The sequence below is a fragment of the Qipengyuania sp. B-5 genome (assembly GCF_056857815.1).
In genome coordinates this window covers 1-17568 of record NZ_JBSXNU010000052.1, presented here as the reverse complement: position 1 = coordinate 17568, position 17568 = coordinate 1, and the positions used below count along the sequence as shown (strand labels likewise).

19 protein-coding genes and 1 tRNA gene are annotated in these 17568 nt (G+C 60.5%); 17 read left to right on the top strand and 3 right to left on the bottom strand.

Annotation, left to right across the window (positions count from 1 at the left end; translation table 11 throughout):
• The first annotated feature begins 49 nt into the window (after positions 1-49).
• From AC13CE_RS11465 to AC13CE_RS11450, 4 genes are read left to right on the top strand one after another with little or no spacing between them, the layout of a single operon-like run.
• On the top strand, positions 50-1015 hold the full coding sequence (locus AC13CE_RS11465) for a P-loop NTPase (RefSeq protein ID WP_482972486.1): 966 nt from the start codon (positions 50-52) through the stop codon (positions 1013-1015).
• Entirely contained in the window at positions 994-3285 is a 2292-nt protein-coding gene (locus tag AC13CE_RS11460; protein ID WP_482972485.1) for a molybdopterin cofactor-binding domain-containing protein, read from the top strand. The genes AC13CE_RS11465 and AC13CE_RS11460 overlap by 22 nt, the downstream gene beginning before the upstream one ends.
• Positions 3282-4310 (top strand): ferrochelatase, encoded by a 1029-nt coding sequence (hemH, locus tag AC13CE_RS11455; RefSeq protein ID WP_482972484.1) that lies wholly within the window; start codon positions 3282-3284, stop codon positions 4308-4310. Before AC13CE_RS11460 ends, hemH begins: the two co-directional genes overlap by 4 nt.
• 35 nt (positions 4311-4345) lie before the next feature.
• Positions 4346-5734, top strand: coding sequence for a cytochrome P450 (locus tag AC13CE_RS11450; RefSeq protein ID WP_482972483.1), 1389 nt, complete (start codon positions 4346-4348; stop codon positions 5732-5734).
• Here the strand turns inward: AC13CE_RS11450 and AC13CE_RS11445 are convergent.
• Entirely contained in the window at positions 5731-5889 is a 159-nt protein-coding gene (locus tag AC13CE_RS11445) for a DUF1674 domain-containing protein (RefSeq protein ID WP_473820308.1), read from the bottom strand. The two genes, AC13CE_RS11450 and AC13CE_RS11445, sit on opposite strands and share 4 nt — an antisense overlap.
• 57 nt (positions 5890-5946) lie before the next feature.
• Between AC13CE_RS11445 and AC13CE_RS11440 the strand changes: the two genes are divergently transcribed.
• Positions 5947-7182 (top strand): RsmB/NOP family class I SAM-dependent RNA methyltransferase, encoded by a 1236-nt coding sequence (locus tag AC13CE_RS11440; protein WP_482972482.1) that lies wholly within the window; start codon positions 5947-5949, stop codon positions 7180-7182.
• Between the two features lie 262 nt (positions 7183-7444).
• Positions 7445-8314 (top strand): OmpA family protein, encoded by an 870-nt coding sequence (locus AC13CE_RS11435; RefSeq protein WP_482972481.1) that lies wholly within the window; start codon positions 7445-7447, stop codon positions 8312-8314.
• A gap of 57 nt (positions 8315-8371) precedes the next feature.
• Here the strand turns inward: AC13CE_RS11435 and msrA are convergent, their stop codons facing one another.
• A complete protein-coding gene (gene msrA / locus AC13CE_RS11430) occupies positions 8372-8908 on the bottom strand; it encodes a peptide-methionine (S)-S-oxide reductase MsrA (protein ID WP_482972480.1) in 537 nt (178 codons plus the stop codon).
• A gap of 106 nt (positions 8909-9014) precedes the next feature.
• On the opposite strand from msrA, the gene AC13CE_RS11425 reads away from it, so the two are divergent.
• The 7 genes from AC13CE_RS11425 (at position 9015) to AC13CE_RS11395 (ending at position 13174) form a co-directional block, all read left to right on the top strand.
• On the top strand, positions 9015-9866 hold the full coding sequence (locus AC13CE_RS11425) for a class I SAM-dependent methyltransferase (protein ID WP_482972479.1): 852 nt from the start codon (positions 9015-9017) through the stop codon (positions 9864-9866).
• Between the two features lie 38 nt (positions 9867-9904).
• On the top strand, positions 9905-10768 hold the full coding sequence (gene aguB, locus AC13CE_RS11420; protein ID WP_482972478.1) for an N-carbamoylputrescine amidase: 864 nt from the start codon (positions 9905-9907) through the stop codon (positions 10766-10768).
• A gap of 2 nt (positions 10769-10770) precedes the next feature.
• On the top strand, positions 10771-11208 hold the full coding sequence (locus tag AC13CE_RS11415; RefSeq protein ID WP_482972477.1) for a hypothetical protein: 438 nt from the start codon (positions 10771-10773) through the stop codon (positions 11206-11208).
• Entirely contained in the window at positions 11205-11681 is a 477-nt protein-coding gene (folK, locus tag AC13CE_RS11410) for a 2-amino-4-hydroxy-6-hydroxymethyldihydropteridine diphosphokinase (protein WP_482972476.1), read from the top strand. Before AC13CE_RS11415 ends, folK begins: the two co-directional genes overlap by 4 nt.
• A gap of 66 nt (positions 11682-11747) precedes the next feature.
• Positions 11748-11823: transfer RNA gene (locus AC13CE_RS11405), tRNA-Lys, on the top strand.
• A gap of 56 nt (positions 11824-11879) precedes the next feature.
• Positions 11880-12455 (top strand): TIGR04282 family arsenosugar biosynthesis glycosyltransferase, encoded by a 576-nt coding sequence (locus AC13CE_RS11400; RefSeq protein ID WP_482972475.1) that lies wholly within the window; start codon positions 11880-11882, stop codon positions 12453-12455.
• Positions 12452-13174 carry a glycosyltransferase gene (locus AC13CE_RS11395; protein ID WP_482972474.1) on the top strand — a complete coding sequence of 241 codons (723 nt, stop codon included), beginning with the start codon at positions 12452-12454 and terminating at the stop codon, positions 13172-13174. The genes AC13CE_RS11400 and AC13CE_RS11395 overlap by 4 nt, the downstream gene beginning before the upstream one ends.
• Here the strand turns inward: AC13CE_RS11395 and AC13CE_RS11390 are convergent.
• Positions 13171-14184 (bottom strand): SDR family oxidoreductase, encoded by a 1014-nt coding sequence (locus tag AC13CE_RS11390; protein WP_482972473.1) that lies wholly within the window; start codon positions 14182-14184, stop codon positions 13171-13173. The genes AC13CE_RS11395 and AC13CE_RS11390 overlap by 4 nt on opposite strands.
• Before the next feature lie 74 nt (positions 14185-14258).
• Here AC13CE_RS11390 and AC13CE_RS11385 point away from each other — a divergent pair, with 74 nt between their 5' ends.
• The 4 genes from AC13CE_RS11385 to tnpA all read left to right on the top strand — a co-directional run.
• Entirely contained in the window at positions 14259-15674 is a 1416-nt protein-coding gene (locus AC13CE_RS11385; protein ID WP_482972472.1) for a dihydrolipoyl dehydrogenase family protein, read from the top strand.
• The gene (locus AC13CE_RS11380; RefSeq protein ID WP_482972471.1) at positions 15671-16675 is read left to right on the top strand and encodes a radical SAM protein; all 1005 of its coding nucleotides are present in this window, start codon (positions 15671-15673) and stop codon (positions 16673-16675) included. The genes AC13CE_RS11385 and AC13CE_RS11380 overlap by 4 nt, the downstream gene beginning before the upstream one ends.
• A gap of 27 nt (positions 16676-16702) precedes the next feature.
• Positions 16703-17218, top strand: a complete 516-nt coding sequence (locus AC13CE_RS11375) for a DUF421 domain-containing protein (protein WP_482972470.1) — start codon at positions 16703-16705, stop codon at positions 17216-17218.
• Between the two features lie 137 nt (positions 17219-17355).
• A partial coding sequence (tnpA, locus tag AC13CE_RS11370; protein WP_482971299.1) for an IS200/IS605 family transposase occupies positions 17356-17568 on the top strand: 213 nt, incomplete at its 3' end.

The window sequence follows — 17568 nt, the reverse complement described above, 5'->3', positions numbered from 1 at the left end:
GAAAAACAGGGGTTGCAGCGCGCTTTTCGATGCTACAGCAGCGGTCGACATGAGCCGAGCCGACTTTTCCGACCAGTTTTCACCCGAAATCGCAGCCCGCATCACGGGATCGGTCCTCAACGAAGGACGGGCGACGGTGGTGCTCGACGTTGCAGGCCTCTCCGACGAAGAGCGTGCCGATATGGAACGCTTGATCCACGACAAACTCGAAGCGCGCGAAGATGTCGGCGACGTACGCGTTGTGATGACAGCCGAACGAAAGGAGCCGATGATAATTGCCGTCGGTTCGGGCAAGGGTGGCGTGGGTAAGTCGACGCTGACCGCCAATCTCGCCATCGCCCTGGCGCGCAGCGGTGTGAAAGTTGGGCTGGTAGATGCCGATATCTATGGGCCTTCGCAGCCGATGATCTTTGGCACACAGGGCCAAAAGCCTGTTGCCCGCGACAACAAACCGGTTCCGATCGAAGGCAAGTTCGATGTTCCGCATCTCTCGATGGGTCACCTCGTTACACCAGGCAAGGCGTTGGCCTGGCGCGGGCCGATGGCGGCCAGCGCACTCGGGCAGTTGATCGAAGCGCACTGGAGCAAGGATACCGAGGTCTTGCTGGTGGATTTGCCTCCGGGAACGGGCGATGTGCAGCTCACCATGATCCAGAAGTTCAAACCGGCCGGCGCGATACTGGTTTCGACACCGCAGGATTTGGCGCTGATCGATGCCGCTCGCGCCGGACAGTTGTTCGATACCGCAGGCGTGGAAGTCATCGGGCTGGTCGAAAATATGTCGGGCTATGCCTGCCCTCATTGCGGTGAACTGTCCGATCCCTTCGGCGCGGGCGGTGTGGAAGCGGCGGCCGGAAAGCTCGACCTGCCATTCCTCGGCCGTATCCCGCTCGATATCGAGATCAGACAAGGCAGCGATGCCGGCGATCCACCGGCGGCAGGTGACAGCTCCATGGCCGAACCCTTCCTGCGGATTGCCGAAAGATTGCAGGCATGGATCTCCGCAAAAAACTGAGCGGCCTTCCAGTATCCCGCCGCAAGCTGCTGGTCGGCGCAGCGGCAGGCGGGGGGCTGCTCCTTGCATGGTCGCTCTGGCCGCGCAGCTATGCGAGCCCGTTGGCTGCCCGCGAAGATGAGACCGAGTTTGGCGGTTGGCTTGTCATCGGGCGGGACGGGGTAATCACGGTAGCTCTTCCGCAACTCGAAATGGGGCAGGGCGTGGGTACGGTGCTGGCGCAGGTCGCGGCGACCGAGCTCGGTGCGGACTGGCGTCAGGTGGGGATCGAACCCGTTCCGCCTGCGGGCTTCTTCGCCAATCTTCCGCTCGCCGCCGAATGGGCGCCGCTGTGGGAAGGATTCCTCGGTGCCGGGGATCATCCGCAGGATGGAACGGTGAAGAGATTCGCACGGTCGAACGATTTCACTCTGACCGCTGCAGGCACAAGCCTGGCGGCGTATGAATTGCCTTTGCGAGAGGCCGCAGCCAGCGCGCGCGACATGCTGACCCGGGTTGCGGCCGATCGCTGGGAAATCGAGCCCGAAGAATGCGAAGTAGCGGAAGGCTTCGTAATTCGCGGATCCGACCGCCTGCCTTTCGGCGATCTGGTGGAGGAGGCGGCAGACTACGATCCACCCGATCCGCCACCACTCCGGCCGACGCCGGCCTTCGAGGAGCCCGTACCCGGCGAAGGAGGTGCGCAAACGCTATTTACGCGGCTCGACTTGCCATCGAAAGTGGACGGCAGCCATCTGTTCGTGGGGGATATTCGCCTGCCGGGCTTGGTCTACGCTTCAATCCGTCACGGGCCGCATGGTCTGCCGGAACTCTTGCGGTTCGACGAGGACGCTGCGGCCGGGACGCAAGGACTGGTTGCAGTGGTGCGATCCAGGCGCTGGTTGGCAGCTGTCGCCGAAAGCTGGTGGATCGCGGACCAGGCCCTGGCAAGAATGCGCCCGCAATTCACCGGACCCGGTGCGCTCGAGCAGGTTGTGATTGACAGTGAAATGGAGAGAGCGGTCGAAGCGGCGGAGGACCTTGCCGAACGCATCGAAACGATCGGAGAGCCCGATGGTCTGCTCGCAGATGTGCAGTTTACGCGGCGCTATGATGTAGCCGCGGCCGCGCATGCTCCACTCGAAACCGCTTCGGCGACTGCGCGGCTGTCCGACGGGCGGCTCGAGCTCTGGATCGCTACCCAGGCTCCAGCCACCGCGCGCGATGCGGCAGCAAAGGCCATTGGGCTCTCGGCGGAGGACGTAATCCTCTACCCCATGTCGGCTGGTGGGAGCTTCGATGCTCGGCTCGAAAAGCAGCATGCGATCGAGGTGGCACAGATTGCGGCACAGGTAGGTAGACCCGTCCAGCTGACGTGGACCCGTGCGCAGGAGTTCCAGTCCGTACCGCCACGCGCTCCGGTCTCGGCGGAGATTGCTGCGGCCCTGGGCGCGCAGGGTCAGCCCGTCGCCTGGCGCTCCCGCATCACGGCTCCCGCCTGGATGCGTGAAACCGGCCACAGGTTGTTCGACAATTACGTGGTCGAAGCTGCGCAGCGCGAAAGTGCGGGCGAGCCCGACAGCTATGTAGTGGAGGGCGCGATCCCCTCTTATCGGATCGCGCATGTCGCCGTGGAGCATGTGCCTGCCAGCATCGGTCTGCCGACTGGTCGTATGCGCGGAGGGGCGCAGGCATACACCTCCTTCTTCACCGAGTGTTTTGTCGACGAACTCGCAAGGAATGCAGGACGTGACCCGTTTCTCTACCGGATGGCCATGCTGGGCGGAGCTCCGCGCATGGCCGAAGTTCTGAGACGGGCCACGCGGCTCGGGGACTGGGATGGGGGGCAGGAAGGATCAGGCGAAGGCCTTGCCATGGTCCGTATGGGCCGGGATCCCGAGCGGGCAGGCCATATTGCCTGTGTCGCCCATGTTCGGCGCGGCGAGGGCGGTATAGCTGTGCGGCAATTGAGTGCGGTCGTCGATATCGGGCGTATTGTGAACCTTGATATAGCGCGCCAGCAGATAGAAGGTGGCCTTCTATACGGTATGGGCATCGCTCTGGGCGCGCCGCTGAGCTTCGACAGCGGGCATCCGGTGCCGAAGACCTTGGGCGGCATGAGGCTGCCGGGTCTCTCGCAGATGCCCGACATGCTGATCGACTTCATGGCGAGCGATGCGGAGCCCTTCGATCCGGGAGAAATCGGTGTCGCCGTTGCCGCGCCGGCCATAGCCAATGCGCTCTTTGCCTTGACGGGCGAGCGATCATACCGTCTGCCGCTGGCCCCATGACCTTGCAGCCACAGAAGCTCCCCACAGACCATCCCCCCGTGCAATCGGGACGGGTGGGCTTGCTGCTCGTCAATCTCGGCACACCCGATGCCCCCGAAGCCGGTCCCGTCAGGCGCTATCTTGCGGAGTTTCTGTCAGATCGCCGCGTGGTCGAGATTCCGCCCATCGCCTGGCAACCCATCCTCCGCGGCATAATCCTCAACACCCGGCCCAAGAAGAGCGCGCACGCCTATTCGCAGGTCTGGACAAAGGAGGGTTCGCCTCTCGCAGTCATTACCCGTAAACAGGCGGAGGCCATGCAGGAGGCATTCGGCGAAGGCGTGAAGGTCGATTGGGCAATGCGTTACGGCACGCCGTCAATCCCTGACCGTTTGCAGGCGCTGATGGACGCTGGCTGCGAGCGTATCCTGATCGCCCCGCTCTACCCGCAATATTCAGCTGCGACGACGGCTACGGTTGTGGACAAGGCTGCGGACAAGTTGCGGACAATGCGTTGGCAACCTGCGCTGCGCACTTTGCCGGCCTATCACGACGATCCGGCCTATATCGATGCGCTTGAAGCCGATCTGACTCGCCAACTGGATGCCCTGGATTTCGAAGCCGAAGTCCTGCTCTTGAGCTTTCATGGGATGCCTGAGCGAACGCTGCATCTTGGCGATCCCTACCACTGTCACTGCCAGAAGACTTCGCGGCTGCTGCAAGAACGGCTGACAGGCAGAAACTTGCGAATTCGCACAACTTTCCAGTCCCGTTTCGGCCCGGCCAAATGGCTCGAGCCAGCGACAGATACAGTCATCGGCGAAGAAGCTGCGAAAGGGACGAAACGACTGGCCATCGCGGCTCCGGGGTTTTCCGCGGATTGCCTCGAAACCTTGGAAGAGCTGGCGATCCAGGGGCGCGACCAATTCCTTGAAGGTGGGGGCGAAAGTTTTGCTGCTCTTTCCTGCCTCAATACCTCGGAGGCGGGTCTGATCATGCTCGAAACCATCCTTCGGCGTGAGCTGTCCGGCTGGATAGATTGCTAATTGCTACTTAATCCCTGCTGAGGCATAGTCGGCCCATGGCAACCTCGGCAGCACACGATCCCATCCCGACGCACTGGACCGAAGGCAATCTGAACGACGATCAGTTAGCCCACATCCCCGGCGAAGGGGGCTGGCCGCTGGTCGGCAACACTTTCAGGATGCTCAAGGACCCGCACGCCTTCACCCGGCACATGGTCCGGACCTATGGTCGGGTGTACAAGAACAGGGCTTTCGGGGGCTGGAACATCGCGCTGATCGGTGCCGATGCCAACGAACTGGTACTGTTCGACCGAGGCAGGAATTTCAGCAGCGAACAGGGGTGGGGTCCGATCCTCGACCAGCTCTTCCCGCGCGGGCTCATGCTGCTCGATTTCGATCACCACCGCGCAGATCGTCGCGCTCTTTCCATCGCCTTCAAGCCTGAGCCGATGCGGCATTATTCGGGCAGCCTCAATCACGGGATTGCGAAGAAGGTGGAGAATTGGGGCGAAGGGTCGATGCGCTTCTATCCGGAGATCAAGACGCTGACGCTCGATCTTGCCGCAGACAGTTTCATCGGCATCGAGTGGGGCCCGGAAGCCGATCGGATCAACACCGCTTTCATCGATATGGTTCAGGCGAGCGTAGCACCGGTGCGCAAGCCATTGCCCTTCACCCAGATGAAACGCGGCGTGGATGGTCGTGCCTTCCTAGTGGATTTTTTCACCCGGGAAACGCAGCGGCGCCGGGCCGAGGGCGGAGGGAAGGATATGTTCAGCCAGTTCGCTACGGCCGAATATGAGGACGGCAGTCTCATGCCGGTCGATGAAGTCGTCGATCACATGAACTTTCTTATGATGGCGGCCCATGACACGATTACCAGCTCGGCGACCTCGCTCATCTGGCTGCTCGCGAAGCACCCCGACTGGCAGGAAAAACTACGGCAGGAAGTCGAAAGCGTAACCGGCGGCGCGGGTTCGGACGGCAAGCCGCGCGATCTTGCCTATGAGGACATGGGCAAACTCGAACTCTGCGAAATGGCCTTCAAGGAAGCCTTGCGCATGGTACCGCCTGTCCCATCGATGCCGCGCCGTGCGTTACGAGAATTCGAGTTTGGCGGATATCGCATCCCGGCGGGCAGCCATGTCAATATCAACCAGTATTTCGTTCACCACGAAGAAGAGCATTGGGACGATCCCTTTGCCTTCGATCCGATGCGATTCACGCCCGACAAGGTAAAGACGCGTCACAAATATGCATGGGTGCCGTTCGGCGGCGGCGCGCATATGTGCCTGGGTCTTCACTTCGCCTATATGCAGGTGAAGATCCTGCTCGCCCAGTTCCTGCCGCGCTATCGCGTAAGCCTCGAGCAGGAGCCGGACTGGCAGCCTTGGCCGATTCCCAAGCCAAAAGACGGGCTCAAGGTCCGGCTCGAGAAAATCTAGAAATCGATCGCGATGCCATCCTTGACCCAGTCGCCATAGCGGGTGGGGCTGAGGTCTTCGTCGTCGCTACCCTTTTTCGGTTCTGGCGGCGGCTCGCTGTTCCAATGCTTCGGCTTTTCGAAAGTCTCGGGCCGCTTGGTGACGCGTTTTGTCATGCGGGCAAGATGAGCGCTCTGGCGGCTTTGCGCAAGAGCAGGTAGGGGCGCTGTCTCATGGTCCAGCCCACCGGAATACATGCGCGCCGCGCCGCGCTTCGCCTGCTCGATGCCGTCCTGCGCCGGGGCGAGACGCTCGATATCGCCTTCGCCTCCGCAACCAAGGATGTGCGAAAATTCGAGGACAAGGCGCTCGCGCGGGCAATTGCCAGTGAAGTCTTGCGCTGGCTGATCGACCTCGATGCCCTCATAGACAGCACGACGAAGAAGCCGTTGCCCGCGGATGCCAAGGCGCGAGTTGTGCTGCGCATGATGCTGGCCCAGTGGCTGCGCCTGCAGACCCCGCCACATGCGGTCATCGCGACATGCCTGCCTCTGCTCGCTGGCGGACCGCGAAAATTGGCGCACGGTGTCTTTTCGGCACTGGCCAAGCGCGAAGTGGTCCTGCCGGACATGCCGACATTACCTGCCGAGGTTGCCGAGCGTTGGGGTGGGCGAAGTGCTTCGATCGCGCGAGGACTTGCCGAGCCGCCACCGCTCGATATCACATTGAAGGACCCGGCCCAGACCGAGATCTGGAAGGCGAAGCTTGCCGCCGACAGCATCATGCCTGGGCACATACGCCTTCCGCGCGGTGAAAATGTAGAAAAGCTGGCCGGGTTTGCCGAGGGCGAATGGTGGGTGCAGGATCTGGCTGCTTCATTGCCCGCGCGGTTGCTCGGAAAGGGTGAGGGGCGCCATGTGCTCGACCTGTGCGCCGCACCTGGAGGAAAGACGCTGCAACTGGCGGCGCAGGGCTGGCAGGTAACTGCGCTCGATATCTCCAAACGCCGCCTCGATCGGCTCAAGGTAAATCTCAAACGTACCGGCCTCAAGGCAGGCGTGGTTCGTGCTGACGCACTTGTCTGGGAGCCGAAGCACAATTTCGATGCGATCCTGCTCGATGCCCCTTGCACCGCAACGGGGACGGCCCGGCGCCATCCCGACGTCATCCATCGCATCGGCCAGCGTCAGATTGAGGAGATGGCCGAGCTGCAGGCCGCGCTGATCGAGAGGGCCAGCCAATGGCTGAAGCCGGGGGGGCTATTGGTCTATGCCACCTGTTCACTCGAACCCGCCGAAGGCGAGCAACAGACATTTACAGGCCTGCAAACCGTTCCGATCGCACCAGGCGATCTGCCAGCGGGCCTCTCTCCGGACACAAATGGAAGCCTGCGCACCGATCCCGGCATGCTTGCTCATCTTGGTGGACTCGATGGTTTCTATATCACGAGGCGGCGCAAAGCCGCTTGATATGGGGGTCTGACGGAGCGGCGCAGGTTTCAACTCGTCGCACCGACCGACCGAACCGGCCCCAGTCTCGCCACATTCCGGCCATTGTTCATTTGCGAGCAAGGCCATTCTCAACACCGCTCTCCTCTCGTGGCGCCAAGCCCCGGGCCCTGCGCCGTTTCGGCGTGGAGGCAATGACGTAGGATTTCGAGCACCGGGTCGCCGGTCATGACTTCGCCCTTCCCCCTCAAGGCGTCGTCATCGTTTAATAAGGAGTACCAAAGTGACTGCATTTACTAAGAAGGCAGGTATCCCCCTTCTGCTATCCGCAATGGCCCTTCCGATAGTCGCACCGCTTGCGGCGCAGGAAGCCGATAGTGGCATCGACGTCTATGGTTCGGCGCTTACCGAAGGCCCCAAGGTCGAGGGCATGATCACCGCGCGTGAAAACGACCGGATTCAGGTGACCACCGAAAACGGGCAGGCCACCACAATCATCGTGGACGAGGGCACCGAGGTCAAAGCCTCGGGTGGCTTCCTCGGCCTCGGTAGCAAGACCCTCAACACTGCCCAGTTGATGAACGGCCTTCCTGTCGAAGTGGAGACGCTCCAGTTTCAGGGCGGCCTCGTCGCCAAGCAGGTCAAGCTCAAGTCGAGCGACCTCGAAACCGCCTCGATGATCCGCGGCGCAACCCAGCAGCAGTTCGCCGAGCACCGCGCCGACATCGATGAAAACACCGCCGCTGCCGAGGCACTGCGCGGCCGCATGGGAAATATCGACCAGTATAATGTCCGCGGCGTCACCAACGTCTATTTCGACTCCGGTAAGTGGAACCTGACTGGAGAAGGCCAGCGTGAGATATGCAACATTGCCTCGCAGGCGGAGCAGATGGACAATGCCCTGCTGCTCGTCGTCGGCTATACCGACTCGGTCGGCGATCAGGATTACAACCAGGTTCTGAGCGAGCGCCGAGCAAGCCGCGTCGTCAATTACCTCCAGCAGGAATGCGGCTGGGAGCCGTGGCGTATGCTGACCCCGACCGGCATGGCGGAAGCGGATCCAGTGGCGGACAACAGCACTGCCGAAGGTAAGGCACAGAACCGCCGCGTTTCGGTAAACATCCTCGTCAGCAAGGCCGCCGAAGAAGGCTAAATCTGACGCGAGATGCTGAAAGATCAGGGGCAGGCCTTCGGGCTCGCCCCTTTTTATTCATGCATCGTCTTTGAGGTATTTTTGAAAGCTCTTGCGCAGCTTCATCAGCTTCGGAGGTATAACTGCAAGACAATAGGGATTCCGCTGGCCTTCGCCTTCCCAATATTCCTGATGGTAGTCCTCTGCGGGATACCATTCGCCGCCTTCGATGGTGGTGACCGCGGTCTGCCCCGGATGATCATCGTTCCAGCGGGTAATCGCGTTCTCGGCGGCTGCGCGCTGATCCTCCAACGGGAAAATTGCGCTGCGATATTGCGTCCCGACATCGTTGCCTTGGCGGTTGAGCTGGGTCGGGTCATGCGTTCCCATGAATATATCGAGGATCTGGTCCAGCGTGATCTGCTCGCTGTCGAAGGTTACGCGAACGCCTTCGGCATGGCCGGTATTGCCGGTGCAGACCTCTTTGTAGGTGGGGTTCGGCTTGTCACCTCCGATATAGCCGCTTTCGACCTCGCTCACGCCGATCACGTCCTTCATCACCGCCTCGGTGCACCAGAAGCACCCGCCCGCAACCATTACCTGCTCTTTTGCCATCTCGATCGATCTCCTTGTTGGAGGGGCAGATAGGAAGCCGTCTCTCGCTTGTCATCCGGGACGTGCGCGTGCAGAACTCGCCGCACCATACCGAGGGAGAAAATCGATGCGCTACCTGCTTGCCGCCGCCGTGCTGACACTGGCCGTTCCCGCCGCCGCCGACCATCACGAACTGGCGGATCCGGCCGAGTTCGCTGCCACCCATGCAGAAGCGCTTTCGAGTGCGATCAATCACCCCAGCCGCGCCGAAGACCGAGCGCGAGATGAGTTTCGTAATCCAGCCGAAACCCTCGCTTTCTTCCGCGTCAAACCGGATATGAAAGTCGGCGAATATGCTCCGGGGGGCGGTTGGTATACCCGCGTCCTGGGTCATTACCTTGGGGGTGAGGGCCAGCTCGTCGGCCTCTATTTCGATCCGACCAGTGGTCCGTTCAACGCTGAATCGCAGCAGGGTATTCGTGCCGGCGCCGCAGGTTTTCCAGCCGAAGCAGCGGAGTTCACAGGCCTCCCGATCGAAAATTTCTCCGCGATGACACTGGATGCCGTGCCTGAGGGAGAGACGGGCACCTTCGATAGGGTGCTGGTGATCCGCATGCTGCACAACATGATGCGCTGGAACAATGCCGACAGCGAGCTGAAGAAAATGCGCGAATTGCTGAAGCCGGGCGGAATGCTCGGCATCGTCCAGCATCGCGCGCCTCAGGATGCGAGCGCGGACTATGCAAACGGTTCGAAAGGTTATCTGCGGCAAGACGACGTGGTTGGTTTCGTCGAGGCGCTCGGCTTCGAATTCGTTGGCAGCAGCGAAGTCAATGCGAACCCGAACGATCCCGCCAACTGGGAAGGGGGCGTATGGATGATGCCGCCTAGCCTAGGCGGCGACGATGAAATGGACGCCCGCACGCGCGATCTTGGAGAAAGTGACCGCATGACACTGCTTTTTCGCAAGCGCCCGTAATCATTGCCTGAACGACGGCGGCACCCTATCTCGCGCGCATGAGAAAGCTGACCATCGCTGTCCTGCAACTGCCGCTTGCCCGTTCGCAAGCGGCTGACAATATCGCTGCCGTTTCGTCGCTGGTCGAGGAAGCGGCGGCGAAGGGCGCGCAGGTGATCCTGCCGCCGGAACTGTTTGCGGGCGAGTATTTTTGCCGAGAGGAAGAGGAGGAGTTGTTCGCTCTGGCGCACCCGACCGCTGCGTCTCCGAGTGTGCTGGCAATGCAGAAATTGGCACGAAAGCTCGGTGTTGCAATTCCGACCAGTTTCTTCGAGCGTGACGGGCATCACTACTACAACACGCTGGCCATGATCGGCCCCGATGGCGAGATCATGGGCACCTATCGCAAGAGCCACATTCCCGACGGACCGGGTTACGAGGAAAAATACTATTTCCGGCCGGGCAATGACGACTTCAAGGTTTGGGATGTCTTCGGCGCCCGGATTGGCGTCGGCATCTGCTGGGACCAGTGGTATCCCGAATGCGCACGCGTGATGGCGCTCAAGGGGGCCGAAGTGCTGTTCTATCCTACGGCCATAGGCTCCGAACCCTACGATGCGGATCTCGATACCAGTCGCATGTGGCGCAGGGCGATGATCGGTCATGCGGTGTCGAACTGCATGCCGGTCTGCGCCGCCAATCGGATAGGTCATGAAGGTCCTGCCGACCGCCAGCAGAGTTTCTATGGTCACAGCTTCATCAGCAACGAGTGGGGCGACTTGCTGGAAGAATATGGCGCATCGGATTCTGGAACTCTGGTTGCCACGCTCGACCTCGATCAGGCGGCGAGGCATCGCGCGGGTATGGGATTTTTCCGCGACCGTCGCCCACAGCTGTACGGGCGGATCAGCGAGGATATCTAGGCTTGGCCAAGGGTCGTGTTATCCGCCAAGATCAGCTTGACCGGCTTTTCACCGCTGCGCTCGAAGCAGCGATCGGACGGGTCGAGAAAGATGGCCATTTTCACCCGCTGGTCTTCGAATTGCGCGACAATGGGGCGATCCAGGCAATAGTCCTTCTTGAAACCGGCGAGGTGAACGACGAGCGAGGTCCTGTCGAAAGGCTCTTCGACCTGCTCAAGCCGCGGGCGCAATGTGGAACTATCTATGGCGTCGCTATTGCCTTGCTTCATTCATCCTCTGCCGTCCTGGAGGTCCAGGTACGCGCTGCCAATTATTCAAGCGATATCCGTGTGCCTTTCACAATGGAAACCACCGGTGTTTTCAAGCGAAAGCGTAGGATCAATCTGGGCGAGTTTTCGCATCGACCGGCGCGGAACAATCTGTTCGGTACGCCAGCGTGACCCATCGCTATCTGGTCGCGATCGGGTCGAACATGCGGGTGCCGGGTATAGGCGCGCCGCATCGTGTCGTGGATGCAGCCGCAATTGCTTTGGCGGAGGCCGGGAATGTTACAGCGGTCTCGTCTACCGGCAGCAGCCGCCCAATCGGTCCTTCCCAGCGCCTCTATGCGAATTCCGCGGCTCTGGTGGAGACAGCGGTCGAGCCGCCGCATTTTTTGAGGCAGTTGCAGCAGCTTGAACTGCGTTTTGGCAGACGGCGGCGCGGAGCGGCTTGGCGCGCACGGCCACTCGATCTGGATATCGTGCTGTGGAGTGGTGGCTTTTGGGGATCCCGCGACCTGATTATTCCGCACCCCCTGTTTCGCGAACGTCCCTTCGTCATCGGACCGGCGGCAGAAATAGCCCCCGAGTGGCGCGACCCGGTAACCGGCCTTACGCTTCGGCAAATTGCAAATCACGGGTCGCGCGATTGATTGTCGGATGGCAGCGATGGATGCTTGACCCGCTGTCATCACCTGCCTAGGTGAGCGCCCGTGGTCGGGCCGTTAGCTCAGTCGGTAGAGCAACTGACTTTTAATCAGTAGGTCGCTGGTTCGAACCCAGCACGGCTCACCACCATTTCCGCCCATCGCCTCTTTCCCCGCGCTGCCAGTGCGCTATCCTGCACTGTGATGGCTTCTCCGAGACTTTCGATTTTCGCTCGCCTGCCTGTGCCCGGCAAGGTGAAGACACGCTTGATTCCGGCGCTTGGCGAAGAAGGTGCGGCAAGGCTTTATGCAAGAATGCTGGCGCGGACTGTGGAGGTCGCGAAGGAAAGCGGACTTGAGTTCGAACTTCGCGTCACCGGCGGCGAAGTGGCTGCATTTCATGATTTGTTTGGCGATGAGGTTGCGGTGGTTGATCAGGGCGAGGGCGATCTCGGGGCGAGAATGGCGCGGGTGGAAGCGCCCGCTCTCTTGATCGGGAGCGATTGTCCGGGTGTCACTGTGCCACTTCTGCAAGCTGCATCCGGCGCACTGGAGGATCGGCGAGTGGTGCTGGGTCCCGCAAACGACGGCGGTTACTATCTCATCGGCTTTCGCGAGCCCGTATCATTCCTGTTCGAAGAGATGGAGTGGAGTACGCCGCGCGTGTTTCCGGAAACGCTCGCGCGGCTGGCCACGCACGGGATCGGTCCGGCGATATTGCCCGAACTGGCCGATATCGACACAGCTGAAGATTTCGCTCAGTGGCCCGAATTCGAATGAGCGCCACTTTACTCGTCCCGACGCTGGATGAGGAGAAGGCTCTTCCGGAATTGATCGAGGCCTTCGATAAACTCGATCCCCGGCCGCAGGAAATCCTCTTGGTCGATGGCGGAAGCAGCGACAGGACGATTGACATAGCGCGCGAAGCGGGATGGCGTATCCTGGAATGCGACACAGGCCGGGCACGACAGATTAATCTCGGCGTAGATCGAGCGATGGGCGAGATTGTCTGTGTTGTTCATGCCGACACGATCCCACCAAGCGATATGGTCCGTGTGATCGAGGATACGCTGGCGGATCGGCGAATTGCGCTCGCCAGCTTTACCCCGATCATTCGCGGGACGGAGAAGACCCGGTGGGTTACGACCGTCCATAATTGGGCCAAAACCTGGTACGCTCCGCTTATTACCCGGCCTCACTTGTTCTTTCGCGGAGTGCGACTGCTGTTCGGAGATCACGTGATGTTTTTCAGACGCAGCGATTTCCTCCGGGTTGGTGGTTGCACGCCGGGAGATGCAGTGATGGAGGAGGCGGATCTGTGTGTGAAACTCGCCGCGCTGGGCCGGGTGAAAATGGTGCTGCGGTGCGTATATACGTCTGACCGCCGGATCGTCGCGTGGGGTCCGGTCAAGGCCAACTGGATATATTTCAAGGTCGGCATGCTCTGGGCCATCGGCCTCAGGCACCGGATGGCCGAAAACTATCCGGATGTGCGCTAGGCGTCCGGCAGAAAGCCCTCACCGATACAATAATCTATCAATCGCCGGATATAGGCTTGCCCGGTCGCCGGGCATTCGAGGCCGGTGACTTCCCGGAATGCAGCATCGTCGAAATGCGGATTGCGCTGGAAATAGCTCGCGTAGAGGCCAGCGACCTGCCTGAAGAGCCGTCGTTCGATTGCGGGCAGTTTGGCCGGATCGAAAAGCTCAGGCGAGACGAGCTCGGGTTCCTGGAATTGTGGATAGGTCCCAATCGTGCCGGTGAATGCCGCAACGGGCAGCGGCTGACCCGATACCAGGTGGAAGGTGCCTCCCGCTGCCTTGCCCATTGCCTGCAATAATCTGAAAATTCCGCCTGCGACATGATCGATCGGCACGAAATCCAGCGTCGCGTCGAGGCGAGCAGGCATGTGGCGGACCCGCCCCCCGGCAATCAGTTGGAAAGCGGCATAGGTCGTATCGAACTGGCGGATTTGCCCGCTGTCGTATTCGCCTACGACGATGGAGGGTCGCGCTATGACCCAGCGTAGTTGGCTTTGCCGTACCAGCCGCTCGCCCTCGGCCTTGCTTGCTTCGTAACCGTTTGCAAATCCCGTTTCCGGCAGGGTATCGGTCTCGCGGATCAAGCCGCCGCGCGTGCCGCAGACATAGGCGGTCGAGACATGCAGGAAATTCATGTCGCCCGCCTCGGCCAGGGCGAGCGCATGGGTAACGCCACCTACATTGACTGCACGATAATCCGCTTCTGCGAGATCGAAGCGTACTGTGGCGGCACAGTGAACCAGCAATTCGTGGCTCGCAGCTATCTTGGCGAATCTATCCTTGCTCCATCCGAAGCGCGGGAGCGATACGTCGCCCGACAGGGGCCGGACCGGTACGTGTGAACCGTCGTTGCCAAGAATAGTGGGGTTGCGATGTACGAGGCCGGTGACCTCGTACCCGGCCGCCGCAAGCAGCGCGCAGATCTCGCCGCCCAATAAACCAGCTGCCCCGGTGACGAGAATTCTCACGTGATATCGGCCGTCGAAGGCGGAGTAGCGAACATTCCTTCGCAATGGCAGCATTGTGCGTTAGGCAGCAAGCGATGAAATTCACCCATGACGTGATCGTGATCGGTGGCGGGGCCGCCGGGCTCACCGCTGCAGGAGGCTGTGCGCTCTTCGGCCTGGACGTGGCGCTGATCGAAGCCCGCAAGATGGGTGGTGAGTGTCTGAACGATGGCTGCGTGCCGTCGAAAGCACTACTGGCTGCCGCGAAGCGCGCCGCAGAAGCGCGAGAAAGAACCCGGTATGGCGTTACCTTGGCCAAGCCCGTTGTAGAGTGGGCGGGCGTGCACAGGCACATCCACGATGCGATTGCTGCCATTGCACCGCATGACAGCGAGGAACGTTTCGAGCAGATTGGTTGCGAAGTCATCCGTGACTGGGCCCAGGTGACCGGCCCGCAATCCGTCGAGGTGGCATGGCGCACACTGACTGCGCCGCGCATCGTCATAGCTACAGGCTCAGAACCTGCACTTCCACTCGTCGAGGGATTGGATGAGGTTCCGTATCTGACCAATGAAAACCTGTTCGATCTCGAAGATCTCCCCGACCATCTAGTAATCGTGGGCGGCGGGGCGATTGGTATGGAAATGGCGCAGGCCTTCCGGCGGTTGGGCAGCGAAGTTACGGTCATCGAGCCGGGCAGATTATTGGCCCGCGACGATCCCGAAAGTGTTGCGGTAATACGCGAGGTTCTGGAGGACGAGGGCGTCCGCTTCGTCAACGACAAGGCGGAAAGAGTCGAAAGCCGTGGGGGAGCGATCCGTCTGTTTGCTGGCGGCGAGACTATCGAGGGAAGCCACCTCCTCCTCGCGACCGGGCGCAAGGCGAGATGCACAGGCTTCGGGCTTGAAGAAATCGGTGTGAAGATGGGAGTCAACGGGATTGCAGTCGACGCACGCCGACGCACTTCGGTCAAAGGCATCTATGCCATTGGCGATTGCCGGGACGGGCCGCGGCTAACCCATGTTTCGGGCTATGAAGGCTCGAACGTCGCGCTAGAGATTACTTTGGGCATCCCGACGAAGGTAGACTGGTCCGCACTGCCATGGTGCACCTATACCGATCCCGAAGTCGCACAAATTGGCCTCACCGAAAAAGATGCGCGCAGGAAATACGGCGATACGATCAGGATCGTGAAGGAAGCTTTCCGCGACAATGAGCGGGCCCTCGCCGAAGGCAAGGACAAGGGGCATCTCAAACTCGTATTGAAGGGCAAGAAGGTTCTCGGTGCGAGCATGGTCGGAAAGGATGCTGGAGAATTGCTGCTGCCCTTCGCTCAGGCGATTACCGGCAAGAGCAGCACTTTTGCGCTCGGCTCGGCGATCATCGCCTACCCCACACGTAGCGAAATATCCAAGGCCGCCGCGTTCAGTGCCTGGGAGCCGACGGTTTTCGGAGCTATCCCCAAGAAATGGGCGCAGCTGGTGGCAAGGCTGCGCAGGCGTTTCGCGTGAGTAGAGCCCGCATGGGTTCGCGCAACGCACCTGCCGGACCCTCACCGTTCGCGGTCGAGGCTGCGCCCCTATCCCGAGAAAAATTCAGCGATCCGCAATTAACTGCGAAAGGGGAGAAGCGCGCTCATGTGCCCTTTTCAAGATTGGATACGCTGTGGCTGAATACCGGCACCTTGTGCAATCTGGCCTGCACGACCTGCTATATCGAGAGCAGTCCCACGAACGATGCGCTGGTATATCTTACTGCAAGCGATGCCGTACGCTTCCTCGATGAGGCGGCAGGATTGGGAGCCCGCGAGATCGGTTTCACCGGCGGCGAACCCTTCATGAACCCCGACATTGTCAGGATGATGGATGGTGCGCTCGATCGAGGTTTCGAAGCTCTTGTCCTGACCAATGCGATGAAGCCGATGCGTCGGCATGATGCGGCGTTGCTGCGGCTTCGCGAAACGTATGGCGACAGTCTGACCTTGCGAGTCAGCCTCGACCACCACAGCCAGCGCGCTCACGAAGCCGAGCGCGGCTTACGTAGCTGGCAGCCAGCTATCGAGGGACTGTGCTGGTTGTCCAGGAATGGCTTTTCCATTGCAGTCGCCGGACGTTTGCTTCCCGAAGAGGGCGATGCTCGTGCGCGAGAGCGCTACGCGGCGCTGTTCGAGCGTGAGGGGATTGCAATCGATGCATATGATCGCTCCCGGCTCGTCCTCTTTCCAGAAATGGATGCCGAAAAGGATATTGCGGAAATCACGACCGAGTGCTGGACAATCCTCGGCAAGTCCCCTGCCGATGTAATGTGCAGTAACAGCCGCATGATCGTCCATCGCAAAGGCGAAGCGTCATCGCGCGTGGTCGCCTGCACGCTCATCCCGTATGATGAGGGCTTCGATCTCGGTGAAACGCTGGAAGAAGCATCCTGCGACATCGCTCTTAATCACCCTCACTGCGCCCGTTTCTGCGTGCTCGGTGGAGCCAGCTGTTCCGGCGGAGCGCCGGAGGGATAAATCGCGCGGCGCATTCGTTGGGCCGTTATGTTCGTATCCTCTCCCGAATTCGATGCGGTTCTTCGGGGACTGCTATTGGCGATGCTCGCCCTGAGTTGGGCGGTCGCGCTGGTGCGTATCAACGGTTTGCGCTCGCTCTCGAAGATGACAAACTTCGATTTCATCATGACGATCGCGCTGGGAAGCTTGATCGCCAATGCTGCACAGGCGGCAGATTGGCGGGAATGGCTACAACCAGTAGCGGGTATGGCAGGGCTTTTCCTGCTTCAGCATCTGGCAGGACGCCTCCGGAATTCTTCGGACCGGATAGAAGATATGTTGCAGAACAACCCGGTTATTCTCATGCGTGATGGGGAAATCATTCGCGAGGCCTTGAAGGCGACGCGCGTTCCGGAAAACGATCTCGTCGCCAAGCTTCGTGAAGCGAATGTCTTGGATCTTTCCGAAGTGAGAGCCGTCGTGCTGGAAACGACCGGCGACATTTCGGTACTTCACGGGAACAAGCTGGAAGAGACACTGCTCAAGGGTGTGAAAACGCTTTAGCGTCACGCTTTGGGAGCAACCCCTCCGACTTCAGTCGGATACTGGCTTCAGCCATAGACTCGCATAATAGCAGGTATCCTCGGGAAAGTGAGACCGCCTGAAGGGCGTGAAGTCTCACTTTCCCGAGGATACCTGCTATGGGCTATTCGAGTGGTTGCCACACGACCTTTCATCATCGCTATCATATCGTCTGGGCGCCCAAATACCGGTTCAAGGTGTTGCACGGCGAGGTCCGCCTCAGGGTGCGCGAGATCATCAAGCAGGTCTGTGTCGAAATGGGCGTGACGATCGTCAATGGCGCGCTTTCACGCGATCACGTCCATATGTTCGTTGAAATCCCACCGCATATC